General features: G+C 68.6%; 21 protein-coding genes. 12 read left to right on the forward strand and 9 right to left on the reverse strand.

All coding sequences use genetic code 11. The annotated features are described in order from the left end of the window. The first annotated feature begins 8 nt into the window (after nt 1-8). The gene (locus tag GH815_RS04400) at nt 9-578 is read left to right on the forward strand and encodes a PqiC family protein (protein WP_153747538.1); all 570 of its coding nucleotides are present in this window, start codon (nt 9-11) and stop codon (nt 576-578) included. Between the two features lie 77 nt (nt 579-655). Here the strand turns inward: GH815_RS04400 and GH815_RS04405 are convergent, their stop codons facing one another. Beyond that, entirely contained in the window at nt 656-1,528 is an 873-nt protein-coding gene (locus GH815_RS04405) for an NAD(P)-dependent oxidoreductase (RefSeq protein ID WP_153747539.1), read from the reverse strand. Nucleotides 1,529-1,608: 80 nt separating this feature from the next. On the opposite strand from GH815_RS04405, the gene GH815_RS04410 reads away from it, so the two are divergent. Next, nucleotides 1,609-4,077, forward strand: coding sequence for a penicillin acylase family protein (locus GH815_RS04410; protein WP_153747540.1), 2,469 nt, complete (start codon nt 1,609-1,611; stop codon nt 4,075-4,077). Between the two features lie 8 nt (nt 4,078-4,085). Here the strand turns inward: GH815_RS04410 and GH815_RS04415 are convergent, their stop codons facing one another. Further along, on the reverse strand, nt 4,086-4,607 hold the full coding sequence (locus GH815_RS04415) for a lytic transglycosylase domain-containing protein (RefSeq protein ID WP_153747541.1): 522 nt from the start codon (nt 4,605-4,607) through the stop codon (nt 4,086-4,088). Nucleotides 4,608-4,868: 261 nt separating this feature from the next. Here GH815_RS04415 and ssb point away from each other — a divergent pair, with 261 nt between their 5' ends. Together ssb and GH815_RS04425 are read left to right on the forward strand one after the other, a co-directional pair. Continuing rightward, the gene (gene ssb, locus GH815_RS04420) at nt 4,869-5,360 is read left to right on the forward strand and encodes a single-stranded DNA-binding protein (RefSeq protein WP_153747542.1); all 492 of its coding nucleotides are present in this window, start codon (nt 4,869-4,871) and stop codon (nt 5,358-5,360) included. A 38-nt stretch (nt 5,361-5,398) separates the two neighbouring features. Continuing rightward, nucleotides 5,399-6,487: a site-2 protease family protein gene (locus tag GH815_RS04425; RefSeq protein WP_153747543.1), complete on the forward strand. Its 1,089-nt coding sequence runs from the start codon at nt 5,399-5,401 to the stop codon at nt 6,485-6,487. A 101-nt stretch (nt 6,488-6,588) separates the two neighbouring features. On the opposite strand, the gene GH815_RS04430 is transcribed toward GH815_RS04425, so the two are convergent. Then, the gene (locus tag GH815_RS04430; RefSeq protein WP_153747544.1) at nt 6,589-7,365 is read right to left on the reverse strand and encodes a lysozyme family protein; all 777 of its coding nucleotides are present in this window, start codon (nt 7,363-7,365) and stop codon (nt 6,589-6,591) included. A gap of 131 nt (nt 7,366-7,496) precedes the next feature. Here GH815_RS04430 and GH815_RS04435 point away from each other — a divergent pair, with 131 nt between their 5' ends. Then, a complete protein-coding gene (locus GH815_RS04435; protein ID WP_153747545.1) occupies nt 7,497-8,192 on the forward strand; it encodes a M48 family metalloprotease in 696 nt (231 codons plus the stop codon). A 15-nt stretch (nt 8,193-8,207) separates the two neighbouring features. On the opposite strand, the gene GH815_RS04440 is transcribed toward GH815_RS04435, so the two are convergent. Together GH815_RS04440 and GH815_RS04445 are read right to left on the reverse strand one after the other, a co-directional pair. Beyond that, nucleotides 8,208-8,747 (reverse strand): RSP_2648 family PIN domain-containing protein, encoded by a 540-nt coding sequence (locus GH815_RS04440; protein WP_343030658.1) that lies wholly within the window; start codon nt 8,745-8,747, stop codon nt 8,208-8,210. Continuing rightward, nucleotides 8,744-9,955, reverse strand: a complete 1,212-nt coding sequence (locus GH815_RS04445; RefSeq protein WP_153747546.1) for an RSP_2647 family RNA methyltransferase — start codon at nt 9,953-9,955, stop codon at nt 8,744-8,746. The genes GH815_RS04440 and GH815_RS04445 overlap by 4 nt, the downstream gene beginning before the upstream one ends. Nucleotides 9,956-10,068: 113 nt before the next feature. On the opposite strand from GH815_RS04445, the gene edd reads away from it, so the two are divergent. From edd to GH815_RS04460, 3 genes are all read left to right on the forward strand, one after another. Further along, nucleotides 10,069-11,874: a phosphogluconate dehydratase gene (edd, locus tag GH815_RS04450; RefSeq protein WP_153747547.1), complete on the forward strand. Its 1,806-nt coding sequence runs from the start codon at nt 10,069-10,071 to the stop codon at nt 11,872-11,874. 57 nt (nt 11,875-11,931) lie between these two features. Beyond that, complete coding sequence (gene eda / locus GH815_RS04455) at nt 11,932-12,585, forward strand: bifunctional 4-hydroxy-2-oxoglutarate aldolase/2-dehydro-3-deoxy-phosphogluconate aldolase (protein WP_153747548.1); 654 nt, start codon at nt 11,932-11,934, stop codon at nt 12,583-12,585. 564 nt (nt 12,586-13,149) lie between these two features. Continuing rightward, nucleotides 13,150-13,734, forward strand: a complete 585-nt coding sequence (locus tag GH815_RS04460) for an HNH endonuclease (protein WP_153747549.1) — start codon at nt 13,150-13,152, stop codon at nt 13,732-13,734. A gap of 25 nt (nt 13,735-13,759) precedes the next feature. Here the strand turns inward: GH815_RS04460 and GH815_RS04465 are convergent, their stop codons facing one another. Next, on the reverse strand, nt 13,760-14,026 hold the full coding sequence (locus GH815_RS04465) for a hypothetical protein (protein WP_153747550.1): 267 nt from the start codon (nt 14,024-14,026) through the stop codon (nt 13,760-13,762). Further along, nucleotides 14,016-16,826, reverse strand: a complete 2,811-nt coding sequence (locus GH815_RS04470; RefSeq protein ID WP_153747551.1) for a [protein-PII] uridylyltransferase family protein — start codon at nt 16,824-16,826, stop codon at nt 14,016-14,018. The genes GH815_RS04465 and GH815_RS04470 overlap by 11 nt, the downstream gene beginning before the upstream one ends. A 93-nt stretch (nt 16,827-16,919) precedes the next feature. Between GH815_RS04470 and GH815_RS04475 the strand changes: the two genes are divergently transcribed. The 4 genes from GH815_RS04475 (at nt 16,920) to GH815_RS04490 (ending at nt 19,357) form a co-directional block, all read left to right on the forward strand. Beyond that, a complete protein-coding gene (locus tag GH815_RS04475; RefSeq protein WP_153747552.1) occupies nt 16,920-17,387 on the forward strand; it encodes a YbaK/EbsC family protein in 468 nt (155 codons plus the stop codon). 106 nt (nt 17,388-17,493) lie between these two features. Next, nucleotides 17,494-17,904 carry a DUF2852 domain-containing protein gene (locus GH815_RS04480; protein WP_153747553.1) on the forward strand — a complete coding sequence of 137 codons (411 nt, stop codon included), beginning with the start codon at nt 17,494-17,496 and terminating at the stop codon, nt 17,902-17,904. Nucleotides 17,905-17,978: 74 nt separating this feature from the next. Continuing rightward, on the forward strand, nt 17,979-18,437 hold the full coding sequence (locus tag GH815_RS04485) for an RDD family protein (RefSeq protein ID WP_153747554.1): 459 nt from the start codon (nt 17,979-17,981) through the stop codon (nt 18,435-18,437). An 83-nt stretch (nt 18,438-18,520) separates the two neighbouring features. After that, complete coding sequence (locus tag GH815_RS04490; RefSeq protein ID WP_153747555.1) at nt 18,521-19,357, forward strand: arginyltransferase; 837 nt, start codon at nt 18,521-18,523, stop codon at nt 19,355-19,357. A gap of 21 nt (nt 19,358-19,378) precedes the next feature. On the opposite strand, the gene lipA is transcribed toward GH815_RS04490, so the two are convergent. Together lipA and GH815_RS04500 are read right to left on the reverse strand one after the other, a co-directional pair. Beyond that, a complete protein-coding gene (gene lipA, locus GH815_RS04495) occupies nt 19,379-20,350 on the reverse strand; it encodes a lipoyl synthase (RefSeq protein ID WP_153747556.1) in 972 nt (323 codons plus the stop codon). Between the two features lie 126 nt (nt 20,351-20,476). Beyond that, a complete protein-coding gene (locus GH815_RS04500; protein ID WP_153747557.1) occupies nt 20,477-21,271 on the reverse strand; it encodes a cache domain-containing protein in 795 nt (264 codons plus the stop codon). Between the last annotated feature and the right edge of the window lie 148 nt (nt 21,272-21,419).

Genomic DNA, 21,419 nt, shown 5'->3' on the forward strand with positions numbered 1-21,419 from the left:
CGCCAGAGATGAAACACGCCCCCCTTCTCGCCTTTGCGCTGGTCGCCCTTGCCGCAGGCTGCGCCAGCACCCCGCCGCTGCGCTACACCGTGCCCGAGTCGCCGGTCGCAGGCCCGCGCCTGCCCTCGGCTTTTGCCACCGTGGCGCTGCGCGAGGTTGCGCTGCCTGCCTATGCCGCCTCTGACGAAATCCATATCCGCACCGCGGACGGGGCGCTGGCGCCCGCGCCCGCGGTGCTTTGGGCCGACGATCCGGCCCGCGCGATCACCGCCGATCTGGCGCGCTATCTGGGCCGGATGACGGGGGCCACCGTCGCCGCCGAACCCTGGCCCTTCTTCGAGCGCGCCGCCGCCACGCTGGAGGTGCGCGTCTCGGACATGCTGGCCGAGGCGGATGGCCGGTTCCGGTTGTCGGGCCAGTATTTCGTGGCGCCCGAACAGGGGCGGCGCGGGCGTTCTGGCAGCTTCGCCATCACCACCCGGATCGCCCCCGGCGGCGGCCCGGCTGCCATCGCCGCGGCCCGCGGCGAGGCGCTGCGCGACCTGGCCGCGCTGATTGCGCGCGAGGGGCTGCGCTGATCGGACCGAGTCGCGCGCGCCGGACTGTGGCGGTGGCGCGGCAACCCGCCCATGACGGATTGCCGCAGCGCCCGGACTCAGCCCATGGCGCGCAGGCGGCGGATCAGGCTTGAGGTGTCCCAGCGCCCGCCGCCCAGCTTCTGGACATCCTTGTAGAACTGATCGACCAGCGCCGTCACCGGCAGGCTGGCGCCGGTCTCGTTGGCGGTGGCAAGACAGATGCCCAGATCCTTGCGCATCCAGTCGACGGCGAAGCCGAAATCGAAGCGGTCCTCGATCATCGGCTCGTAGCGGTTCATCATCTGCCAGCTTCCGGCCGCGCCGCCGCCGATCACCTCGACAACCGCGCGCCCGTCAAGCCCTGCCTTCTCGGCGAAGTGAAGCCCCTCGGCCAGACCCTGAACCAGCCCGGCGATGCAGATCTGGTTGACCATCTTGGTCAATTGCCCCGCCCCGCTTGCGCCCAGCAGGCGGCAGGCCTTGGCATAGGACGCGATCACCGGCTCGGCGCGGGCATATATGGCCTCCTCGCCGCCGCACATCACCACAAGCTGGCCGTTCTCGGCCCCGGCCTGCCCGCCCGACACCGGCGCATCGACAAAACCGATGCCCCCGGCGGCTGCGGCGGCATGCATCTCGCGCGTCACGGCCGCCGAAACGGTGGTGTGATCGACAAAGACCGTGCCCGCCGCCATGCCCGCAAAGGCCCCGTCCGCCCCGGTGCAGACCGCGCGCAGGTCGTCGTCATTGCCGACACAGGCCATCACGAATTCCGCCCCGGCCGCCGCTTCGGCGGGCGTCGCGGCAGCCCGGCCGCCATGCTGCGCCACCCACGCCCCGGACTTGGCGGCGGTGCGGTTGTAGACCGTGACCTCATGGCCCCTGGCCGCCAGATGCCCCGCCATCGGGTAGCCCATCACCCCAAGCCCCAGAAACGCGACCTTTGCCATCGGATCTTCCCCCTCGTTGCAGTCTTTGGCGTTTGCCCCTAACTAACGGCCGCATCGGGGGCGTCAACAATGGTGCGGACATGGCCGGGCTTTTCCGCTGGCTTCTGCGGCTTTTCACGGCCGCGGTGATCCTGGCCTTCCTAGCCGGTGTCACAATCTATTACCTCGCGTCGCGGTCGCTGCCCGAATACGAGGCCACGCACAGCGTCGCCCGGATCTCGGCGCCGGTCGAGATCGTGCGCGACAACGCCAATGTCCCGCATATCTTCGGCGAAACGGATGCCGACGTGTTCTTCGGGCTGGGCTTTGCCCATGCGCAGGACCGGCTGTGGCAGATGACGATGCTGCGGCGCACCGCGCAGGGGCGGCTGTCCGAGATCTTTGGCACGCGGACGCTGGCGATCGACGAGCTGGTGCGGCGGCTGGACCTTTACGGTCAGTCGCAAAGCTCGGTCGATGTGCAGGATCCCTATACGGCCGCCGCCTTGCGGGCCTATTCGGACGGGGTCAATGCCTGGATCGCCCGGGTCAATGCCGATGCCCGCGGCCGCGGCGCGCCGGAATTCTTCCTGTTCCCGCCCGAGGTCGCGCTGTGGCAGCCCGCCGATTCCATTGCCATCATCAAGGTGATGGGCCTGCGGCTGTCGACGCATCTGGAAACCGAGGTGCTGCGCGCGCGCCTGTCGCTGCTGATCGGGGCCGAGCGGGTGGGCGATCTGATGCCCGACGCACCCGGTCCGGGGCTGACGGCCCTGCCCGATTATGCCGCGCTCGCCCCCGGGATCCTGCCCTCGGCCGCGCCGCTGGAACGGATGGCCGAGGGGCCGCTGTCGCCCTTTGCCCCGCGCGCCTTCGCCTCGGCCTCGAATGTCTTTGCCGCGGCGCCCAACCGCTCGGCCGCGGGCGGCACGCTTCTGGCCAGCGACCCGCATCTGGGCTTTACCGCGCCGTCGATCTGGTATCTCGCGCGGCTGGAGCTGGCCTCGGGCGGTGTGATCGGCGGCACGATCCCGGGCCTGCCGGTGATCCTGGGGGGGCGGTCGGCCAATCTGGGATGGGGCATGACCACCGCCTATCTGGACGATCAGGACGTGTTCCTGGAACAGATCAACCCCGACAATCCCGAGGAATACCGCACCCCGGACGGGTTCAAGCCGTTCGAGACGCGCCGTTCGATCATCCGGGTCGCGGATGCCGAACCGGTCACGATCACGATGCGCTGGACCGAGAATGGCCCGGTGCTGCCCGGCGGGCATTACGGGCTGGGCTCGATCACGCCGCCGGGCCATGTGACGGCGCTGGGCTGGACGCTGCTGAACGGCGCCGATACCTCGCTCAGCGCGGCGATGAGCCTGATGCGGTCTCGCGATATCGACGAGGCGCTGGAGGCGGGCCGCTTCTACATTGCGCCCGCGCAGAACCTCGTGGTGGCCGATCAGAAGACCATCGCGTTGCAGACCGTGGGCGCCATGCCCCGCCGTCTGGCCGAGCACCAGAGCCAGGGGCGCCTGCCGGTGCCGGGCTGGCGCGAGGAGAACCGCTGGCAGGGCTGGCTGAACTATGCCGCCAACCCGCGTTTCCGTGCGCCCGAAAGCGGCATCCTGGGCAACACCAACAACAAGCTTCTGGACCGGCCGTTTCCGCTGCATGTCAGTTTCGACTGGGGCGACACCCAGCGGATCGAGCGCTGGAAGACGCTGATGACGCGCCGCTCGGTGCATACCCGCGAAAGCTTCATCGAGGCGCAGCTTGATACCGTGTCCTTCACCGCGCAGTCGCTTCTGCCGCTGATCGCGCGCGATCTTTGGTTCACCGGCGAGCCCGCCCCCGCAGGCAGCCCCGAGCGGCGGCGCCAGCGCGCGCTGGAACTGCTGGCGGCCTGGAACGGCGAGATGAACGAGCATCTGCCCGAGCCGCTGATCTATGCCGCCTGGCTTCGGAATCTTCAGAACCGACTGATCCGCGACGAGCTGGGTCCGCTGGCCGACGAGTTCATCCATGTCGAGCCGCTTTTCATCGAACGGGTATTCCGTGACATCGACGGCGCCGCCATCTGGTGCGACATCCGCCAGTCGGGCACCGTCGAGACCTGTACCGAGATCGCCCGTCTTGCGCTGGACGAGGCACTTCTGTGGCTGGCCGAGACCTATGGCGGATCGCTCGAATCGCTGCGCTGGGGCGCGGCGCATCAAGCCTGGCACGATCATCCGGTGCTGGGCGAGGTGCCGTTCCTGAAATGGTTCGTCAATATCCGCCAGCCGACCTCGGGCGGCGACAACACGCTGAACCGCGGGCTGACGCGCGGCCGCGATCCCGAGCCCTTCGCCAGCATCCACGGCGCGGGCTATCGCGGGGTCTATGATTTCGCCGATCCCGACAGTTCGGTGTTCGTGATCTCGACCGGGCAATCGGGCCACCCGCTCAGCCGCCATTACGACGATCTGGGCGAGTTGTGGCGGCGCGGCGAATATATCCCGATGTCGCTTGACCCTGCGCTGGCGCGCGCGGCAGCGGTGGGCGTCACGCGGCTGATCCCGGCACCCGAATAGGCGCCGGCCTAGCTGCCCCAGATCCGCCGGACATAGGTCTGCGTCTCGGCATAGGGCGGCACGCCGCCATGCCGCTCGACCGCGCCGGGACCGGCGTTATAGGCCGCCAGCGCCAGCCGCCAGGACTGGAACTTTTCATACTGGCGGCGCAGATAGCGGGCGCCGCCGTCAAGGTTCTGGTGCGGATCGCGCGGATCCACGCCCAGAAGCCGCGCGGTTTCGGGCATCAGTTGGGCCAGCCCGATCGCCCCCTTGTGAGACACAGCCCCCGGGTTCCAGCCCGATTCCTGCTGCACGAGGCGCAGGAACAGATCCTCGGGCACGCCATGGCGCCGGGCGGCGGCGCGGGCATGTTCGAGATATTCTCCGCGATACTTGCCAGCATAGGGCAGCGTGCCGCCCGCCGAGGGGGTGACGAAGCGGTGCGGCTGAAGCCGCACGGAATTGGCATATTGCTGCGCCGCACGGCCATCGAGCACGCGGGTCTGCGACTGGAAGATCACCGCCCGCGCCTTGGAGGATACGGTCATATCGGCCGCAACGGGATATGCACCGAGCCCAAGCAGCGCCAGGGCGGTCGTGAAGTTGCGAAGCACTGTCCCTCGTCCGATCTTCTTTCGCGTCGGCGGGACTATAGAAAAAAACCGCCGCCCGCGCCAGCCTTGAGCACCGCCTTGCGTCACCCCGGCCCGGAGCGCCGAGGCAAGGGCGGATTTTGACCTTCCCTTGGCGGTGACGGGGTGGTGTAAACAGGACAACGCGACATCTCAGAATCGACAGGGGGAACGCATATGGCGGGTTCGGTCAACAAGGTCATCCTTATCGGCAATCTGGGCCGCGACCCCGAGGTGCGCAGCTTTCCAGACGGCGGCAAGATCTGCACTCTCCGGATTGCGACCTCGGAAACCTGGAAGGACCGCAATACCGGCGAGCGGCGCGAGCGGACCGAATGGCACAATGTCGTTCTCAGGGGCGATGGTCTGGTGCGCGTTGCTGAACAATATCTCCGCAAGGGGTCTAAGGTCTATGTCGAAGGGTCGCTTCAGACCCGAAAATGGCAGGATCAATCTGGACAAGACCGCTATTCCACCGATGTTGTCGTGGCTGGAATCGGTGGAGCGCTCACCATGCTTGACGGCCGCGGCGAAGGCGGCGGCAGCGGCGGCGGCGGAAACTATGGCGGCGGCGGGTATGGCGATTACGACCAGGGCCGCGGCGACGATTATGGCAGCCGGCCGGGCCCGGCCCCGGCGGCCGATCTCGACGACGAGATCCCGTTCTGACAAGGCCGCGGCCCGGCCCGCGCCCAGAGGCATAGGCGATGACCTGGTCCTTTCCCATCGGCCGCCTGTTAGGCTCGGAACTGAGGGTGCATGCCACCTTCTTCCTGCTGCTGGCCTGGATCGGGGCGGCAAGCTGGATCGCCGATGGCCCCGCGACGGCCGCGATCAACGTGGTCTTCGTGCTGGCGCTGTTTGCCTGCGTGGTGGCGCATGAGTTCGGCCATGCACTGATGGCGCGCCGCTTCGGCATCGCGACGCCCGACATCACGCTTCTGCCGATCGGCGGGCTGGCGCGGCTGGACCGGATGCCCGAGCAGCCCGGGCAGGAAATCGCCGTGGCGCTGGCCGGGCCTGCGGTGAACGTGGTGATCTGGGCGGTGCTGGTGGGGCTGGGCGCCCAGACCGATTTCGCCAATCTCGCGAAACTCGGCGAGGGCGGCGCGGCGGCGTTCTGGGGCAATCTGGCCGCGATCAACCTGTTTCTGGTGCTGTTCAACATGATCCCCGCCTTCCCGATGGATGGCGGGCGGGTGTTCCGCGCGGCGCTGTCCTACGGCATGGGGCGGGTTGCGGCGACCCGGCTGGCGGCGCGCTCGGGACAGGCGCTGGCTTTCCTGTTCGGCTTTCTCGGCCTGACCTCGGGCAGCCCGCTTCTGGTGCTGATCGCGATCTTCGTCTTTGTCGCCGCGGGCGCCGAAAGCGCCGATGTCTCGCTGCGCGACATGGCCCGGCATCTGCGGGCGCGCGATGCGATGATTACCCATTTCGAGACGCTCAGGCCCTCTGACACGCTTCAGGTGGCCTCGAACGCGGTGATCCGCACGACCCAGCACGAATTCCCGGTCGTCGATGCCGGGGGCGGGCTGCGCGGCTTCCTGACCCGCAACGCGCTGTTCGCCGCACTGGCCGAGGGCAACCCGATGCGGCCCGTGGCCGAATCGATGACCGAAGGCATCCCGACCGTGGCGCTGTCCGCACCGCTGGATGCCGCGCTGGATGCCTTGCAGGACAGCGGCGCCCCGGCCGTTGCGGTGACCGAGCCGACGGGGCGGATGATCGGCTACATCACGCGCGAGAATATCGGCGAGCTGATGGTCATCTCGGGACGCGAGCGGCGCATGGCCTGAGCCGCGCCTGCGGTAGCCGTTACGACGCGACCAAAGCGCGACGGATTTCCTGTTCGCCCTCAACAGGCTGCGGTCCGGTTCCCGCAACCTGCGCCGCAAGCTCAGCCCGGAAAGATGCGGTCCATATGGGCCGAGAACTGCGCCCAGCTCATCGTTGCGCTGTTGCCGGCATAGCCGTGGTAATGCGACTTGCCGCTGGAATTGGGAAAGCCCGCCCAGATCCTGGCAAGGTTGTTCATGAAGCTGCGCCGGTCCATCCGGCCCGCCAGAAACTCGCCCATGCCCGCCTCTTCAAGCAACAGGTCCGCCAGCCGGTTCTGCACCTCGGGCGAAAAGCGCGTGCGTTCGTCGATGCCAAGCTCGTTGACCAGGCGGCGCAGGGTCGAGGGGATGAACTGGTAGCGACCGATGGCATGGGGCTGGCGCGGGGTCGCCTTGATCCAGGCATAGATCTCGCCGATGGTCATTTCGGTCGGGCGCCGTGGCGGGGGGATGCGTGCACCGTGTTGCACCGCGTCATAGCCCTTGGACCCGGCCTCGGCGCGGGCGATCAGGTCGCGGACCGCCTCGGCGAAAAAGGCCGACGTGCCCGACAGCCGCAACCCCGAAGGCCCGCGGCCCAGCCCGCTGCTCCGCGACCGCTCTGCCCGCGGCGTTCCGGGGGCGAACAGGCTCGCCCCCTCCCGACCGGCGAACAGGCTGGGACCGGCCCCTTCGTCCATGTCGGGAGGCGTGTGCATCACCGGCACCAATGCACTGCGCGCGCCGAAAATCCCGCCTTCGCCCAACAGCGACACGGCCTGCGCCGCAGCCATGCTGGCCAGACCATTGCAGACCGCCAGCAGGGCAAGCGCGAGGATCTGTCTGCGCAGCGGCATGCGCCTCTCGTTCTGAGTCGGTGACATCGCGGCGAGGATGGGTGCAGAAGGTTCACATTCGGTTGCCCTCTGCACAGAAGACGCGGCCACCCCGGATTGCCACCGCGGCGCGCCTGCCCCATATCTGGCCCATGCTGAAATTCACGCCGATCCTTCTGGCCGTTCTCTATGCACTTGCGATGTATCGCTTTTCCGCCTGGCGCACCTCGCGCGAGCTGGATGCGCGTTCGACCGAACTGGCGGATGCGCGGCTCAAGCGGCTGACCGACCGGATGGCCGAGGCGCTCGATCTGCCGCGGATTCGCGTTCACATCTACGAGATCGCGCCGGTGAACGGGCTGGCCGCCCCCGACGGGCGCATCTTCCTGACCCGCGGATTCCACGACCGTTACCGGGCGGGCGAGGTCAGCGCCGAGGAACTGGCCAGCGTCATCGCGCATGAGATGGGCCATGTGGCGCTGGGCCATACGCGGCGGCGGATGATCGACTTCTCGGGGCAGAATGCGCTGCGCACGGCGCTGGCGATGGTGCTGGGCCGGTTCCTGCCGGGGCTGGGGGTCATGATCGCGAACATGCTGGCCTCTCTGCTGGCCGCGCGGCTGAGCCGTCAGGACGAATACGAGGCCGACGCCTATGCGGCTGCGCTGCTGACCAAGGCGGGCATCGGGACCGGGCCGCAAAAGGCACTGTTCCGGAAACTCGACCAACTGACCGCGGCGCCCGGCGGCACGATGCCCGCCTGGCTGATGAGCCATCCGAAAACCGACGAGCGCATCCGGGCCATCGAGGCGCTGGAAGCCCGCTGGACGGCGGTCACCGGCGAGTGAGCGAAGGGCCGCGCCCTAGCCCAGCGCCTTGCCCAGTCGCGGCAGGCGCGCGCGCTTCATCAGGCCGCGCAAGGGCAGCGCCTCGCCCGACAGCCGCTCCGCCTCTTCATGCACCCGCGCCACGACCGCCTCGATCGCGGTGGGATGCACCTGCCACAATTCGCGCAGAATCTGGTCGGGATCGACGCGCCGCAGCCCTTCGTCGGCAAGGGTCTGGCGCGGGAAATCCTGCGCGTTGAAGGTCACGATCAGGTCGGCCCCACCGGCAATGGCGGCGGCCAGAACGTGAATATCGTTCGGATCGGGCAGCCAGAGCCGCCCCTCGATCCCCGGTTTCGGCGCGACCTCTGCCCCCGGCCAGGCGGCTCGGACCAGCGCGATCTCGGCCCTGGCCTGCGCCTCGCCCGCCGGTCCCAGCTTGCGCGCGGCGCGGGCCCATTCTTCCAGGATGCGGGCCGACCAGAGCGGGGTGAACACCCCCTCGGCCGCCACGCCCAGCAGGATCTGCCGCAGCACGGTGGGATAAAGAACGCAGGCGTCCAGCAGGGCCTTCACGGGGCCAGCCGGAAGACCAGCGCCTTGAGATAGCCCGACTCGGCCAGATGCGGCAGCACCGGATGGTCGGGTCCGGCAAATCCCGTGAACAGGATCTGCGACCGCCGCCCCGCCTTGCCGATGCCGCGGGCAGAGGCCGTGCGGAACCGCGTCAGATCGGCCGCATGGGAACAGGAACACAGGCACAGGAACCCGCCCGGCGCCACCAGCCCCGCCGCCAGACGCGCCACCCGTTCATAGGCGCGCAACCCGGCCTCGAGCGCCTGTTTCGAGGGCGCGAAGGCAGGCGGGTCGCAGATGACGATGTCAAAGGCCGCCCCTTCCTCGGCCAGCGCGGCCATGGTGTCGAACGCATCGCCCCGGCGGGTGTCGAACCGATCCGCCGCCCCCATCGCCGCCGCACCCTGTTCGGCAAGGGCCAGCGCCGGGGCCGAGCCATCCACCGCCAGCGCATGCGCCGCGCCACCGGCCAGCGCCGCCAGCGCAAAGCCCCCGACATGCGAAAAGACATCCAGCACCCGCGCGCCGCGCGACAGCCCCTGAACGAAGGCATGGTTCGGCCGCTGGTCATAGAACAGCCCCGTCTTCTGCCCGCCCAGCAGATCGGCCATGTAGACCGCCCCGTTCATCGGCACCGGAACCGGCCCCGCCAGCGCGCCGCGCAGCACCAAGGTTTCCTCGACCAGCCCTTCCAGACCGCGGGCGCGGCCGGTGCCGTTCTTGACCACGGTCGCGACACCTGTCACCGCCACCAGCGCCTCGGCCAGCGCGTCCAGATGCGTCTCGGCCCAGGCGGCATTGGGCTGGATCACCGCCGCATCGCCAAAGCGGTCGATCACCACGCCGGGCAGCCCGTCTGCCTCGGCATGGACCAGCCGGTAGAAGGGCGCATCATGCAGCCGCTCGCGCAGCGCCAGCGCGCGCGACAGCCGCGCCGCCAGCCAGTCAGGCCCGATCACGGCCCCGGGATCGGAATCCATCACCCGCGCGATGATCTTCGAGGCCGGGTTGACGGTGACAAGCGCCAGCGGCTGACGCTCGGCATCCTCGAGCCGGGCGAAACTGCCCGGCGCCAGCGCGCGGGTGCGCCGGTCTGTCACCAGTTCGTCGGCATAGATCCAGGGAAAGCCGTGGCGAATGGCGCGGGCCTCGGCATTGGGGCGCAGGCGGACAGTGGGAAGCGTGTCGGTGGGAAGCGTGTCGGTCATGCCCTCCCATACGCGCTTCGCCCGCGCGGGGAAAGAGGCGGCGCGGCCTTTCCATGTTAGCGCTAACCGGCTATATCCCAGGAACAGAGCGTTTCCCCAAAGGAGGCAGGCCCATGGCGCTGAACCCCGTGCTGGCCGCGGTGACCGAGGCGATCGCCGCCCGCTCGCGCCCGACCCGCGCCGCCTATCTGGACCGGATCGCGCGCGCCGCCGAGCAGGGCCCGGCGCGCGCGCATCTGACCTGCGGCAACCAGGCCCATGCCTATGCCGCGATGGGCGCGGCCAAGGACCGGCTGGCCGAGGGGCGCGCGCCCAATCTGGGCATCGTGACGGCGTATAACGACATGCTGTCGGCGCATCAGCCGCTGGAACGCTTCCCCGACCTGATCCGCGCCGCCGCCCATGATGCGGGCGCCACGGCGCAGGTCGCAGGCGGCGTGCCCGCCATGTGCGACGGGGTCACCCAGGGCCAGCCGGGGATGGAACTGTCGCTGTTCTCGCGCGACGTGATCGCGATGGCCGCGGCGGTGGCGCTGTCGCATAACTGCTATGACGCGGCGGTGTTCCTGGGCGTCTGCGACAAGATCGTGCCGGGGCTGGTGATCGCGGCCGCCAGTTTCGGCCATGTTCCGGCGGTCTTCCTGCCCGCAGGACCGATGACCAGCGGCCTGCCGAATGACGAGAAGGCGCGCATCCGCCAGCGCTTCGCCACCGGAGAGATCGGGCGCGAGGAATTGATGGCGGCCGAGATGGCGTCTTATCACGGACCGGGCACCTGCACCTTCTACGGGACCGCGAATTCCAACCAGATGCTGATGGAGGTGATGGGCCTGCACCTGCCCGGCGCGAGCTTCGTCAATCCCGGCACGCCCTTGCGCGATGCGCTGACGGTGGCGGGGGCGAAACGCGCGCTGGAAATCACGGCGCTGGGCAACGCCTATACCCCTGCGGCCCATGTGCTGGACGAACGCGCCTTTGCAAACGGCATCGTGGGGCTGATGGCGACGGGCGGCTCGACCAATCTGGTCCTGCACCTGCCCGCGATGGCCCGGGCCGCGGGGATCATCCTCGATATCGAGGATTTCGCCCGGCTCTCCGAGGTGACGCCGCTGATGGCGCGGGTCTATCCCAACGGGCTGGCGGATGTGAACCATTTCCACGCCGCGGGCGGGCTGGGCTACCTGATCGGCGAATTGCTGGGGGTCGGGCTTCTGCACCCCGGCACCCAGACCGTCGTGGGACCGGGCCTTGCCCGCTATACGCAGGAGCCGCGCCTGATCGACGGCGCGCTGACCTGGGCTCCGGGCGCGGGCGCCAGCCTGAACGACGCGATCCTGCGCCCCGCCGCCTCACCGTTCCAGCCCAGCGGCGGGCTCAAGGCATTGTCGGGCAATCTGGGCCGCGGCATCGTCAAGACCTCGGCCGTCGCGCCCGAGCGCCACCTGATTGAGGCCCCCGCCCGCATCTTCGACAGCCAGGAGGCGGTCAAGGAGGCCTTCAAGCGCGGCGAGTTCACGTCCGATACCGTGGTCGTCGTCCGCTTCCAGGGGCCGCGCGCCAATGGCATGCCGGAACTGCATTCCCTTACCCCGACACTCGCCGTTCTTCAGGATCGCGGGCTCAAGGTGGCGCTGGTCACCGACGGACGGATGTCGGGGGCCAGCGGCAAGGTGCCCGCCGCCATCCACCTCACGCCCGAGGCGGCCGGGGGCGGACCGCTGGCGCGGCTGCGGGATGGCGACGTGATCCGGCTGGATGCCGTCGCGGGCAGGCTCGATGTCACGACCCAAGGCGCGCTCGACCGCCCGCCCGCAACCCCTGACCTTTCGGCCAATGCAACGGGGATGGGGCGCGAACTCTTCGCCGCCTTCCGCGCCCATGCCGGCCCCGCGACCGAGGGGGCAAGCCCGATCCTGTGACTTCTTCTTGGCACAAATACCCATGACCCGCCCTGCCACCAAGCGAAAAGGCCCGCCATGACGCCCCATGCCGCCAGCGAAATCCTCGAAACTCTCTGCCGCCGCGCCCCGGTGATCCCCGTCCTCGTGATCGAGGACGCCACCCAGGCCCGCCCGCTGGCCGAGGCGCTGGTGGCAGGCGGGTTGCCGGTGCTGGAGGTCACCCTGCGCACCGATGCCGCGCTCGAGGCGATCCGCCAGATGGCCAGCGTCGAGGGCGTTATCATCGGCGCGGGCACGCTCATCACGCCCGGCGATGTCGAGGCCGCGCAAGGCGCCGGTGCGCGGTTCGGCGTCTCGCCCGGGGCGACGCCGATGCTGCTGGACGCAGCGCGGGCGGGGGCGCTGCCGCTTCTGCCGGGGGCGGCCACGGCGACCGAGGCGATGGCGCTCATGGAACGCGGCTTCACCGTGCAGAAATTCTTTCCCGCCGAGGCCGCGGGCGGGGTTGCGGCGCTCAGGGCGCTGGCCGGTCCCCTGCCCCATATCCGTTTCTGCCCCACGGGCGGGATCGGGCCCGGGAATGCAGCCGAGTATCTGGCCCTGCCGAACACGCTTTGCGTGGGCGGATCCTGGATCGCGCCCAAGGCGCTGACCGAGGCAGGGGCATGGGCAGAGATCACCGCGCTTGCCCGTGCCGCGGCTGCACTGGGAGCGCCTGGCATCAGGTGATCGCGTTCACGGGCTCGCATCGGCCAGCAAAAGAGGACGCCCGGCATCCGGTAATCCCCCCATTTTCTAGCGGGGTGGATCCGTAGAATTCACGCGGCCATTTTCAGTTTCTGTACGGGTGTGATGCCGCCGACGGCATGATCGCGCACCCCTCCGGGCGCAGCCCTCATTGTCCGGGATGGTCCGAAACCCGGGTCGGTTCCTCTGCCGTCGCAGCGCAAAGGCAACCGGGTCGATTCCCACCGATACGCAGCGTCAGATGCGCGCCCGCTGCAATTCTTCGGCACAGGTTCGGGGCGAAGGACCGGGCGCGGCGCGCAAATAATCGGCGACGCCCGGAAGCCCGCATCGCGATGCCCACGCCAGCGACGCCCCGGAAACCCCGGTCGAACGGGGCGTTACACATCGACGTTACAGGAGGACGCTAGGCAGGCCCTGGCAGGCCACTTCATGTTGCGGGGCTTGCCAGGCGGGAAACGCCATATATAGTCTCTGACAGGCAGGGGGCGGGCGCTTCCCGCTCCGCGGCCGCAACAGGCAGACGGAGCGGAGGCCGAGTCTTTGATGGATGGCGATTTTCGAAGTACCTTCGTTCGCGAGCCGGGCAGTCTGAAGAACAATCCCGCGCTCGTGCTGAACGCCGATTACCGCCCGCTTTCCTACTATCCCCTGTCGCTCTGGCCCTGGCAGGAGGCGGTCAAGGCGGCGGTGCTCGACCGGGTCGATATCGTGGCGGAATACGACAAGGTGGTGCGCAGCCCCTCGCGGGAGATCCGAATACCCTCGGTCGTGGTTCTCAAGGATTTCGTCAAACCCCAGAAGCGCGTGGCCTTCACGCGCTTCAATCTTTTTCTGAGGGACGAGTTTTCCTGCCAGTATTGCGGCACCCGGGGCGATCTGACCTTCGACCATGTGGTGCCGCGCGCAAGAGGCGGCATCACGAGCTGGGAAAATGTCGTCGCCGCCTGTTCGCGCTGCAACCTCAAGAAAGGGTCGAAAAGCCTGCGTCAGGCCGGGATGAGCCTGCGCCGCGCCCCGCGGCGGCCCGGCGCCGAAGAACTGCGCGACACCGGCCGCAAATTCCCCCCGAACCACCTGCACGAGACCTGGATCGACTTCCTTTACTGGGACGCCGAACTCGAAGCCTGAGAGATCCCGGCTGCGGTCCTTGCGCTCAGCTTCTGCGCCCTCGCGCGCCGCCGCGGCGGCGCGGGGGGGGCTGGTCGTCGAGACCGGCGCGCAGCACCGCGGTCATCGGGTGCGCAGGCGCTGCGCCGCCATATTCCGCCAATAGCCGCTTCAGCGCCGACCTTGTTCCGGCGCCCTCGGGCAGTGACAGCGCCCAGTCGAGGAAGATCGAGCGGCATTCCTCGGGGCCGATGCCCTCGATCCGATAGGCTTCGCGGATCAGGCCCTTGGGGTCGGCCGTCTCAATCCGCATCGCACGCCTCCAGAGGACCGCGCGCGATCACCGTCTCGATCACCTCTGCCGCCGCCCCCCGTGCACGGTCGAGCAGCGCCTGAAGCGTCGCGGCATCCTCGGCCCCGGTGCCGCGCAGCAGGAATGTCCGTCCGCTTTCGCCCAGCCGGGCCGGGTCGAGCGGGGCGTCCGAGATCAGCCGCGCCGCGCCCTGCACCTTGCGCGCCAGGGTGTAGCTGTCGGCCAGCACCCGCGCCTCTTCCTCGCGCAGCCAGCCCGCCGCCACGCCCGCCGCCAGTTGCCCGGCCACCGCTGTCGCCGGGCTGGCCGCGATCAGCGCAGCGGCCGAGGCGATCAGCTCGATATCCTGCCCCCGCCCCGGCCCCTGCTTGCCGTCCCAGGCGGATTTCGCGGGCTTGGCCTCGGCCAGACGGCGGCGCATGTCCACGACACCGGCCAGCACGCGGCCCACATCCCCCTTGTCGGCCAGCAGGCGCTGCCGGAACGCCTCGACCTCATCGGCCAGCGCCGCCTCGCCCGCCACGGGGCGCGCGCGGGTCAGGGCCAGATGTTCCCAGATCCAGGCCTCGTTGCATTGGTAGTTGCGGAAACTCTGGATCGAGGTCGCCACCGGGCCCTGATTGCCCGAGGGGCGCAGGCGCATGTCGACCTCGTAAAGCTTGCCCTCGGCCATCGGCGCGGTCAGCGCGGTGACCAGCGCCTGGGTCAGCCGGGCGTAATAGGCCCGCGCGGCCAGCGGGCGGCGGCCCTCGGACGCCTCGACCCCGTCGGCATCGTAGATCACGATCAGGTCCAGATCGGATTTCGCCGTCAGCGACCCCGCCCCCAGCGAGCCCATGCCCAGCACGACAGCTCCCTTGCCCGGCGCCGCCCCGTGCTTGGCCGCGAAACCCGCCACCACATGCGGCCAGAGCGCGGCCAGAACCGCCTCGGCCAGATCGGCATATTCGCGTCCCGCCTCGCCCGCGTCGATCAGCCCGCGCAGGAAATGCACCCCCACGCGGAAATGCCATTCCTTGGTCCAGGCACGGGCGGCATCAAGCTGGCGTTCGTAATCCTTCAGCGCCGCCAGACGCGCGGACAGCGCCGCCTGCAATGCCGCGCGCCCCGGCCAGGGCTGGAAGAAATCGCCGCCGATCACCGCGTCCAGCACGCCCGCATTGCGCGACAGATACTGGGCAAGCTCGGGCGAGACGCTGGTGATGTCGATGATCAGGTCGATAAGCTGCGGATTGGCCTGGAACAGCGAGAAAAGCTGCACCCCAGCAGGCAGTCCCGACAGGAAACCGTCGAAGGCGGCGAAAGCCTCGATGGGCCGGGGGGCGGCGGTCAGGCGGGTCAGAAGGTCGGGTTTCAGCCGGTTGAAGATCTCGCGCGCGCGGGCCGAGCGCAGACAGGGGTAGTGCGGCCAGCGCTCGACAAACTCGCCTGCATTGTCGGGCAACTCGGGCAGGGACTGGTCCGTGCCGGGACGGCCGGGCTGAAAGAAACCCTCGGTCAGGCCCGAGACGCGGCCCAGCCGGGCGGTCAGGTCGGCGCGCCAGGCGGCAGGATCGCCCCAGCCGCAGAAATGCGCGATCCGGTCCAGCCCCTCGACAGTGGCGGGCAGCTTGTGGGTCTGGGCGTCGTTGACCATCTGCAAGCGGTGCTCGACCTCGCGATGGGCGCGGTAATCCGCGCTCAGCGTTTCGGCCACGTCCGGCGGCACCCAGCCCTTGGCGGACAGCCGCGCCAGCCCCTCGACCGTGCCGCGCACGCGCAGGTCGCCATCGCGACCGCCTGCGATCAACTGCCGGGTCTGGGTGAAGAATTCGATCTCGCGGATGCCGCCCTGCCCCAGCTTCATGTCATGGCCTTCCAGCGCCAGCGCGCCATGCAGCCCCTTGTGGTTGCGGATGCGCAGGCGCATGTCATGGGCATCCTGGATCGCGGCGAAATCCAGATGCTTGCGCCAGACGAAGGGACGCAGCCGGTCGAGATAGGCCCAGCCCGCCGCGATATCGCCCGCACAGGGCCGCGCCTTGATATGGGCCGCCCGCTCCCATGTCCGGCCAAGGCTTTCGTAATAGCGTTCGGCGGCCTCCATCGACATGCAGACCGGCGTCACGCTGGCATCGGGGCGCAGCCGCAGATCGGTGCGAAAGACGTAACCCTCGCCGGTCATCTCGGACAGAAGGGCGGTCAGCCGCCGCGTGATCTTGACGAAACCGGCGCGAACCTCGTGGAAATCGGCCTCGTCGAAACGGTCCTGATCGAACAGCATGATCAGGTCGATATCCGAGGAATAGTTCAACTCATGCGCGCCCTGCTTGCCCATCGCCAGCGCAACCATGCCGCCCGCGGCCTCGGCATCGGCCTCGGTCAGGCCGGGCAGCTTGCCGCGCGCGATCTCGGCCGCGACCAGGCGTTTCAGCGCGGTATCGACGCAGAGATCCGCCAGATCGGTCAGCGCGCCGGTGACACGTTCCAGCGGCCAGGCCCCGCCCGCATCGGCCAGTGCGATCAGCAGCGCGGCGCGGCGCTTGGCCTGCCTGAGCCCCGATTTCAGCGCATCGAGCGGCAGCGCGCGGATCCCGTCCAGCAGCACGGTGAACATGGCATCCGGGTCGGCGGCCAGCGCCTCCTCCAGCCAGGCGGTTTCCTGCACCATCAGCCCCCACAGATAGGGGCTGCACCCGGCGGTTCCGGCCAGCAAGTCTCGGATCTCGGGGGGCTGCGCGGCAAAACGCTCGGCCGCCTCGGCAGCGCGGTTGGGCTCGTGCGGAAGGGGCGAACGGGTCAGGCGGGCGGCTAGGGTCATGGCGTCTTGATGCCGGGCGCGGGCGCGGGGGTCAACGGGGTTGCGCCCTGCCCTGCGCGCGGCTAGTCCGGCCGCAAGAACGGAGGGCAGCCGATGAGCAAGAGCCTGAAACGGGTGCGCGCGGCGCTGGAGGCGGCGGGGCTGTCCGCCGATATCCGCGAACTGGGCCAGACCCGCACCGCGCAGGAGGCCGCCGATGCGGTGGGCTGCGCGCTGGACCAGATCGCCAAGTCGATCATCTTTCGTGGCGAGAACTCGGGCGAGGCGATCCTGTTCCTGACCGCGGGCGGCAACCGGGTATGCGATGCCAAGGCGTCCGCGCTGGCGGGCGAACCGCTGGGCAAGGCCGATGCCGAACTGATCCGCGCCCAGACCGGCTTTGCCATCGGCGGCGTGGCGCCGGTGGGCCATCTGACCCCGATCCGCGCCTTTCTGGACCCAAGGCTGCTGGAGTTCGACACGGTCTGGGCGGCGGCGGGCACGCCGCGCCATGTCTTTGCGCTGGACCCGCATGTGCTGCCCGCCCTGACCGGGGCAGGGCTGGCCGATTTCACGCTCTGATCGCGGCCATGTGAAAAAGATTCACATGACCCCTTGAAGGGGCCGGGCGGGATACCGATCTGCGTTCATGTGAAGGACATTCACATCGCGACCGAGGAGACCGCCCATGACCACATTCGCCACCTGGCCCGGACGGGCCGAAAGCTGGCTCGACGAGCGCGGCAAGGGGGCCTGGATCGCCGCCATGGTGATCGGGTTCATCCTGTTCTGGCCTGTCGGCCTTGCCCTTCTTGCCTACATGATCTGGAGCAAACGCATGTTCAACGGAAAGTGCCATTCCCGTCACCGCCAGTTCCGCCAGGCGCGCGATGCGTTCCGGTCCTCGGGCAATGCCGCGTTTGACGCCTACAAGGCCGATACGCTGCACCGCCTGGAAGAGGAACAGCGCGCCTTCGAGGAGTTCTTGCACCGGCTGCGCGAGGCCAAGGACAAGGCCGAGTTCGACCAGTTCATGGAAGATCGCGCGCGCCGTGCCCGCGAGGCCCCGCCTGCCCCCGAGATGCCCGCGGGCGCCTGACAGAACGACCCGCGCGCCCGGCCAGGGGCGCGCGCCCCCTTGCCCCGACAGAAAGACCTGCCCAAATGAGCCAGATGACCGATGCGCCCGATCCCCTCTGGGGTCTGCCCGACCCCGCGCTGCATGCCGAGTTCTACAAGGACGTGCCTGCCAAGCGGCTGGTCGCCTGGGTCGTGGACACGGTCCTGATCCTGCTGATCGCGCTGCTCGCCCTGCCCTTCACCGCCTTTGCGGCTGTCTTCGTGCTGCCGCTGTTCGTGGCGGTGGTGGGCTTTGCCTATCGCACGGTCACGCTGGCGCGCGGCTCGGCGACCTGGGGCATGCGGCTTGTTGCGATCGAGATCCGCAATGGCCGGGGCGAGCGGCTGGACCTGCCCAGCGCGGCGCTGCACACGCTGCTCTATTCGCTCTCCATGGCCTTCGTGCTGCCGCAGGTGGCCTCGGTCGTGCTGATGCTGACCGGCGCGCGGGCGCAGGGGCTGCATGACCTGCTGCTGGGCACCGCCGCCATTAACCGTCCTGCAAGGTTCTGAGCCCGTTCCCCTTGGCAGCGCGCGCAATCGGGTGTTAGCTTTGTGACGAAACCACGTCATAAATCTGTCCAACCCCGACCTTCATGCGCCACACCCTTCCGCTTGCGCCGCAATTCTATGTGACGGCTCCCCAGCCCTGCCCCTATCTGGCACGCCGGATGGAGCGCAAGCTGTTCACCGCGCTTCAGGGCGACAGTGCCGAAACGCTGAACGACGCGCTGTCGAAACAGGGGTTCCGCCGGTCGCAGAACGTGCTGTACCGCCCGGCCTGTGCCGATTGCTCGGCCTGCCTGTCGGCCCGCATCCGGGTTGCCGATTTCCAGCCCAATCGCAGCCAGCGCAAGGCGATGGCGCGCAATGCCGATCTTCGCCGCCAATCCAGCGCGCCCTGGGCCACCGAGGAACAATACGCGCTGTTCCGCCGCTATCTCGACAGCCGGCATGCCAATGGCGGGATGGCCGACATGGACATCTTCGAATTCGCCGCGATGATCGAGGAAACGCCGATCCGCTCGCGCGTGGTGGAATACAGCACCGACCCCGCCCCCGGCGACCGGCGGCGCACGCTGATTGCCGTCAGCCTGACCGATATCCTCGATGACGGGTTGTCGATGGTCTATTCCTTCTACGAACCCGACCGGGCGCGCAGTTCGCTGGGCTCCTACATCATCCTCGATCATATCGAGATCGCGCGCGAGGCGCGTCTGCCCTACGTCTATCTGGGCTATTGGGTGCCGGGCAGCCCCAAGATGGGCTACAAGTCGAATTTCGACGCGCTGGAAATCTACAAGAACGGCCGTTGGCAGGATATCGGCGACCCGGATTCCCATAACGGCGAGACCCATCCGCTGTCGGTCGCGCCCATCGCCGAACAGGTCGCGCGCATCACCCTGCCCGACACCCAGCCGATCCGCGGCTGAGCCCAGGGCGCCCGCGTCCGGTCAGGATACGGGGTCGGGCCGGGGCGACTGCACCTTGTCCCGCGCGGCCCGAAGCCGGGCAAAATCCTCGCCCGCATGGTGGCTCGAGCGCGTCAGCGGGCTGGCCGAGACCATCAGGAACCCCTTGCCATAGGCCGCCCTCTCATACGCGGCGAATTCCTCGGGCGTCACGAAGCGATCGACGGCGTGATGCTTCGGGGTCGGCTGAAGATACTGCCCGATGGTCAGGAAATCGACATCGGCCGCGCGCAGGTCGTCCATCACCTGAAGCACCGCCTGCCGCGTCTCGCCCAAGCCGACCATGATGCCCGACTTGGTGAACATCGCGGGGTCGATCTCCTTGGCCCGTTGCAGCAGGCGCAGCGAATGGAAATAGCGCGCGCCGGGCCGCACCTCGGGGTAAAGGCCCGGCACGGTTTCCAGATTGTGGTTGAACACGTCCGGCTTCGCCGCGATCACCGTCTCCAGTGCCGTGCCCGGGCATTTCAGGAAATCGGGCACCAGCACCTCGATCGTGGTGTCGGGGGCGCGGTGGCGGGTGGCGCGGATCGTTCGGGCGAAATGTTCGGCCCCGCCATCGTCCAGATCGTCGCGGTCGACCGAGGTGATGACCACATGCTTCAGCCCCAGCCGCGCCACCGCCTGGGCCACCCGTCCGGGCTCGAACGGGTCAAGCGGCTGGGGCTTGCCGGTCGCGACATTGCAGAAGGTGCAGCCGCGGGTGCAGATCTCGCCCATGATCATCATCGTGGCGTGGCCCTGCGACCAGCATTCGCCCACATTCGGACAGCCCGCCTCCTCGCAGACCGTGGCAAGCCCGTGTTCGCGGATGATCCTGTGGGTGTCCTGATAGCCCTGCCCGCCGGGCGCGCGCACGCGGATCCATGCGGGTTTCTTCGGCTGGGCGGTGTCGGGGCGGTTGACCTTTTCGGGGTGACGCTCGCCGGGATTCCTGAGGTCGCGCTGGCGCATGGGGTCTCCTGTAGCAGACGCCCATATTAGGCTGTTCCGGCAGGATTTCCAATGCCGTCCGCAGCCGCGCGCGTAACGGCACCCGGTTACCCGGATGCCGTGCCGGTTCCGCGCCCGGGGGCGGGCTCAGAACTCAAGCCAATCCTCGGCACCGGCGGCACGCTTGAGGCGGCCGGACCGGATCGGATCCGCGGCGGCTTTCGGTTGGCTGGGCGGCGCGGGGCGGGTGGGGGTGGCCAGGCTACGCTCAACCGCCGCGGAATCCGAACTGTCGAACGCGGCGATCCCGGCTTTCGGGACCACACGGAACTCGATCTGGACACCGCTTTCAGCGACCAGCGCATTCGGGAACTCGTCATCAAGGCTCAGCCCGAACTCGACGGTGCCGACATGCGCGCCGTCATGGGCAATCGGGGCGATCACGCGCACCGTCGCCCGCGTCGCGTTGGCCCGAACCACCGTCTCACGAAAGCCCGACAGATCGTCGCCAAAGGTATCGGGCTGGTTCACCCGAAAGAACGATACCGAGCCGGGCGTATGGAAATGGAACTGGCGCACGCCCTGTTGATCGCGCAATTCGGCAAAGCCGGGCACGAACAACGCATCCAGCGACGCACGATCCCCGCTGGCCACGGCCGCCTGAACCTGCGGCATGCGCGCCACCAGCGTCGCCATCGACAGCGCATTGTGGCAGTGATCGACAGGATGAGCCTGGCACGGAGGGACATGAAACTCGCCCTTGAGTTGTAAAAAATTGAATTTTCTTGAATTTTCAGGCGTGGCTTCTGCGCCGGGAAACTGGCCAAAATGCGTGAAGATGGCCCCAAGAAACGCACGAATTCTGGGCAAGATCGGGCAAAGGCTTATCGCACGCCGACAATCAACGCGATGACGGGGGAATAGCCGTCCGTCTGGAAACATGTCCGGGTCAATGGAATGGGAAGGGATGGATGCTTGTCCGCTGGTGCCGACGCTCTATTTCCATGCCGGTCGAAAAGGCCCACTCATCCTGCCCGCTCCGCCCCGTCCGGCAATGCCGGACCCGGGGAGTCCTCTGGCAGATCGTCTT

The sequence above is a fragment of the Rhodovulum strictum genome, assembly GCF_009649175.1.
In the GTDB taxonomy this organism is placed as follows: domain Bacteria; phylum Pseudomonadota; class Alphaproteobacteria; order Rhodobacterales; family Rhodobacteraceae; genus Rhodovulum; species Rhodovulum strictum.

What these genes read in the sequence shown, in the direction of transcription:
- GH815_RS04400 (WP_153747538.1), top strand. Translation starts at nt 9, where the DNA reads ATGAAACACGCCCCCCTTCTCGCCTTTGCGCTGGTCGCCCTTGCCGCA.
- GH815_RS04405 (WP_153747539.1), bottom strand. Translation starts at nt 1,528, where the DNA reads ATGGCAAAGGTCGCGTTTCTGGGGCTTGGGGTGATGGGCTACCCGATG.
- GH815_RS04410 (WP_153747540.1), top strand. Translation starts at nt 1,609, where the DNA reads ATGGCCGGGCTTTTCCGCTGGCTTCTGCGGCTTTTCACGGCCGCGGTG.
- GH815_RS04415 (WP_153747541.1), bottom strand. Translation starts at nt 4,607, where the DNA reads ATGACCGTATCCTCCAAGGCGCGGGCGGTGATCTTCCAGTCGCAGACC.
- ssb (WP_153747542.1), top strand. Translation starts at nt 4,869, where the DNA reads ATGGCGGGTTCGGTCAACAAGGTCATCCTTATCGGCAATCTGGGCCGC.
- GH815_RS04425 (WP_153747543.1), top strand. Translation starts at nt 5,399, where the DNA reads ATGACCTGGTCCTTTCCCATCGGCCGCCTGTTAGGCTCGGAACTGAGG.
- GH815_RS04430 (WP_153747544.1), bottom strand. Translation starts at nt 7,365, where the DNA reads ATGCCGCTGCGCAGACAGATCCTCGCGCTTGCCCTGCTGGCGGTCTGC.
- GH815_RS04435 (WP_153747545.1), top strand. Translation starts at nt 7,497, where the DNA reads ATGCTGAAATTCACGCCGATCCTTCTGGCCGTTCTCTATGCACTTGCG.
- GH815_RS04445 (WP_153747546.1), bottom strand. Translation starts at nt 9,955, where the DNA reads ATGACCGACACGCTTCCCACCGACACGCTTCCCACTGTCCGCCTGCGC.
- edd (WP_153747547.1), top strand. Translation starts at nt 10,069, where the DNA reads ATGGCGCTGAACCCCGTGCTGGCCGCGGTGACCGAGGCGATCGCCGCC.
- eda (WP_153747548.1), top strand. Translation starts at nt 11,932, where the DNA reads ATGACGCCCCATGCCGCCAGCGAAATCCTCGAAACTCTCTGCCGCCGC.
- GH815_RS04460 (WP_153747549.1), top strand. Translation starts at nt 13,150, where the DNA reads ATGGATGGCGATTTTCGAAGTACCTTCGTTCGCGAGCCGGGCAGTCTG.
- GH815_RS04465 (WP_153747550.1), bottom strand. Translation starts at nt 14,026, where the DNA reads ATGCGGATTGAGACGGCCGACCCCAAGGGCCTGATCCGCGAAGCCTAT.
- GH815_RS04470 (WP_153747551.1), bottom strand. Translation starts at nt 16,826, where the DNA reads ATGACCCTAGCCGCCCGCCTGACCCGTTCGCCCCTTCCGCACGAGCCC.
- GH815_RS04475 (WP_153747552.1), top strand. Translation starts at nt 16,920, where the DNA reads ATGAGCAAGAGCCTGAAACGGGTGCGCGCGGCGCTGGAGGCGGCGGGG.
- GH815_RS04480 (WP_153747553.1), top strand. Translation starts at nt 17,494, where the DNA reads ATGACCACATTCGCCACCTGGCCCGGACGGGCCGAAAGCTGGCTCGAC.
- GH815_RS04485 (WP_153747554.1), top strand. Translation starts at nt 17,979, where the DNA reads ATGACCGATGCGCCCGATCCCCTCTGGGGTCTGCCCGACCCCGCGCTG.
- GH815_RS04490 (WP_153747555.1), top strand. Translation starts at nt 18,521, where the DNA reads ATGCGCCACACCCTTCCGCTTGCGCCGCAATTCTATGTGACGGCTCCC.
- lipA (WP_153747556.1), bottom strand. Translation starts at nt 20,350, where the DNA reads ATGCGCCAGCGCGACCTCAGGAATCCCGGCGAGCGTCACCCCGAAAAG.
- GH815_RS04500 (WP_153747557.1), bottom strand. Translation starts at nt 21,271, where the DNA reads ATGTTTCCAGACGGACGGCTATTCCCCCGTCATCGCGTTGATTGTCGG.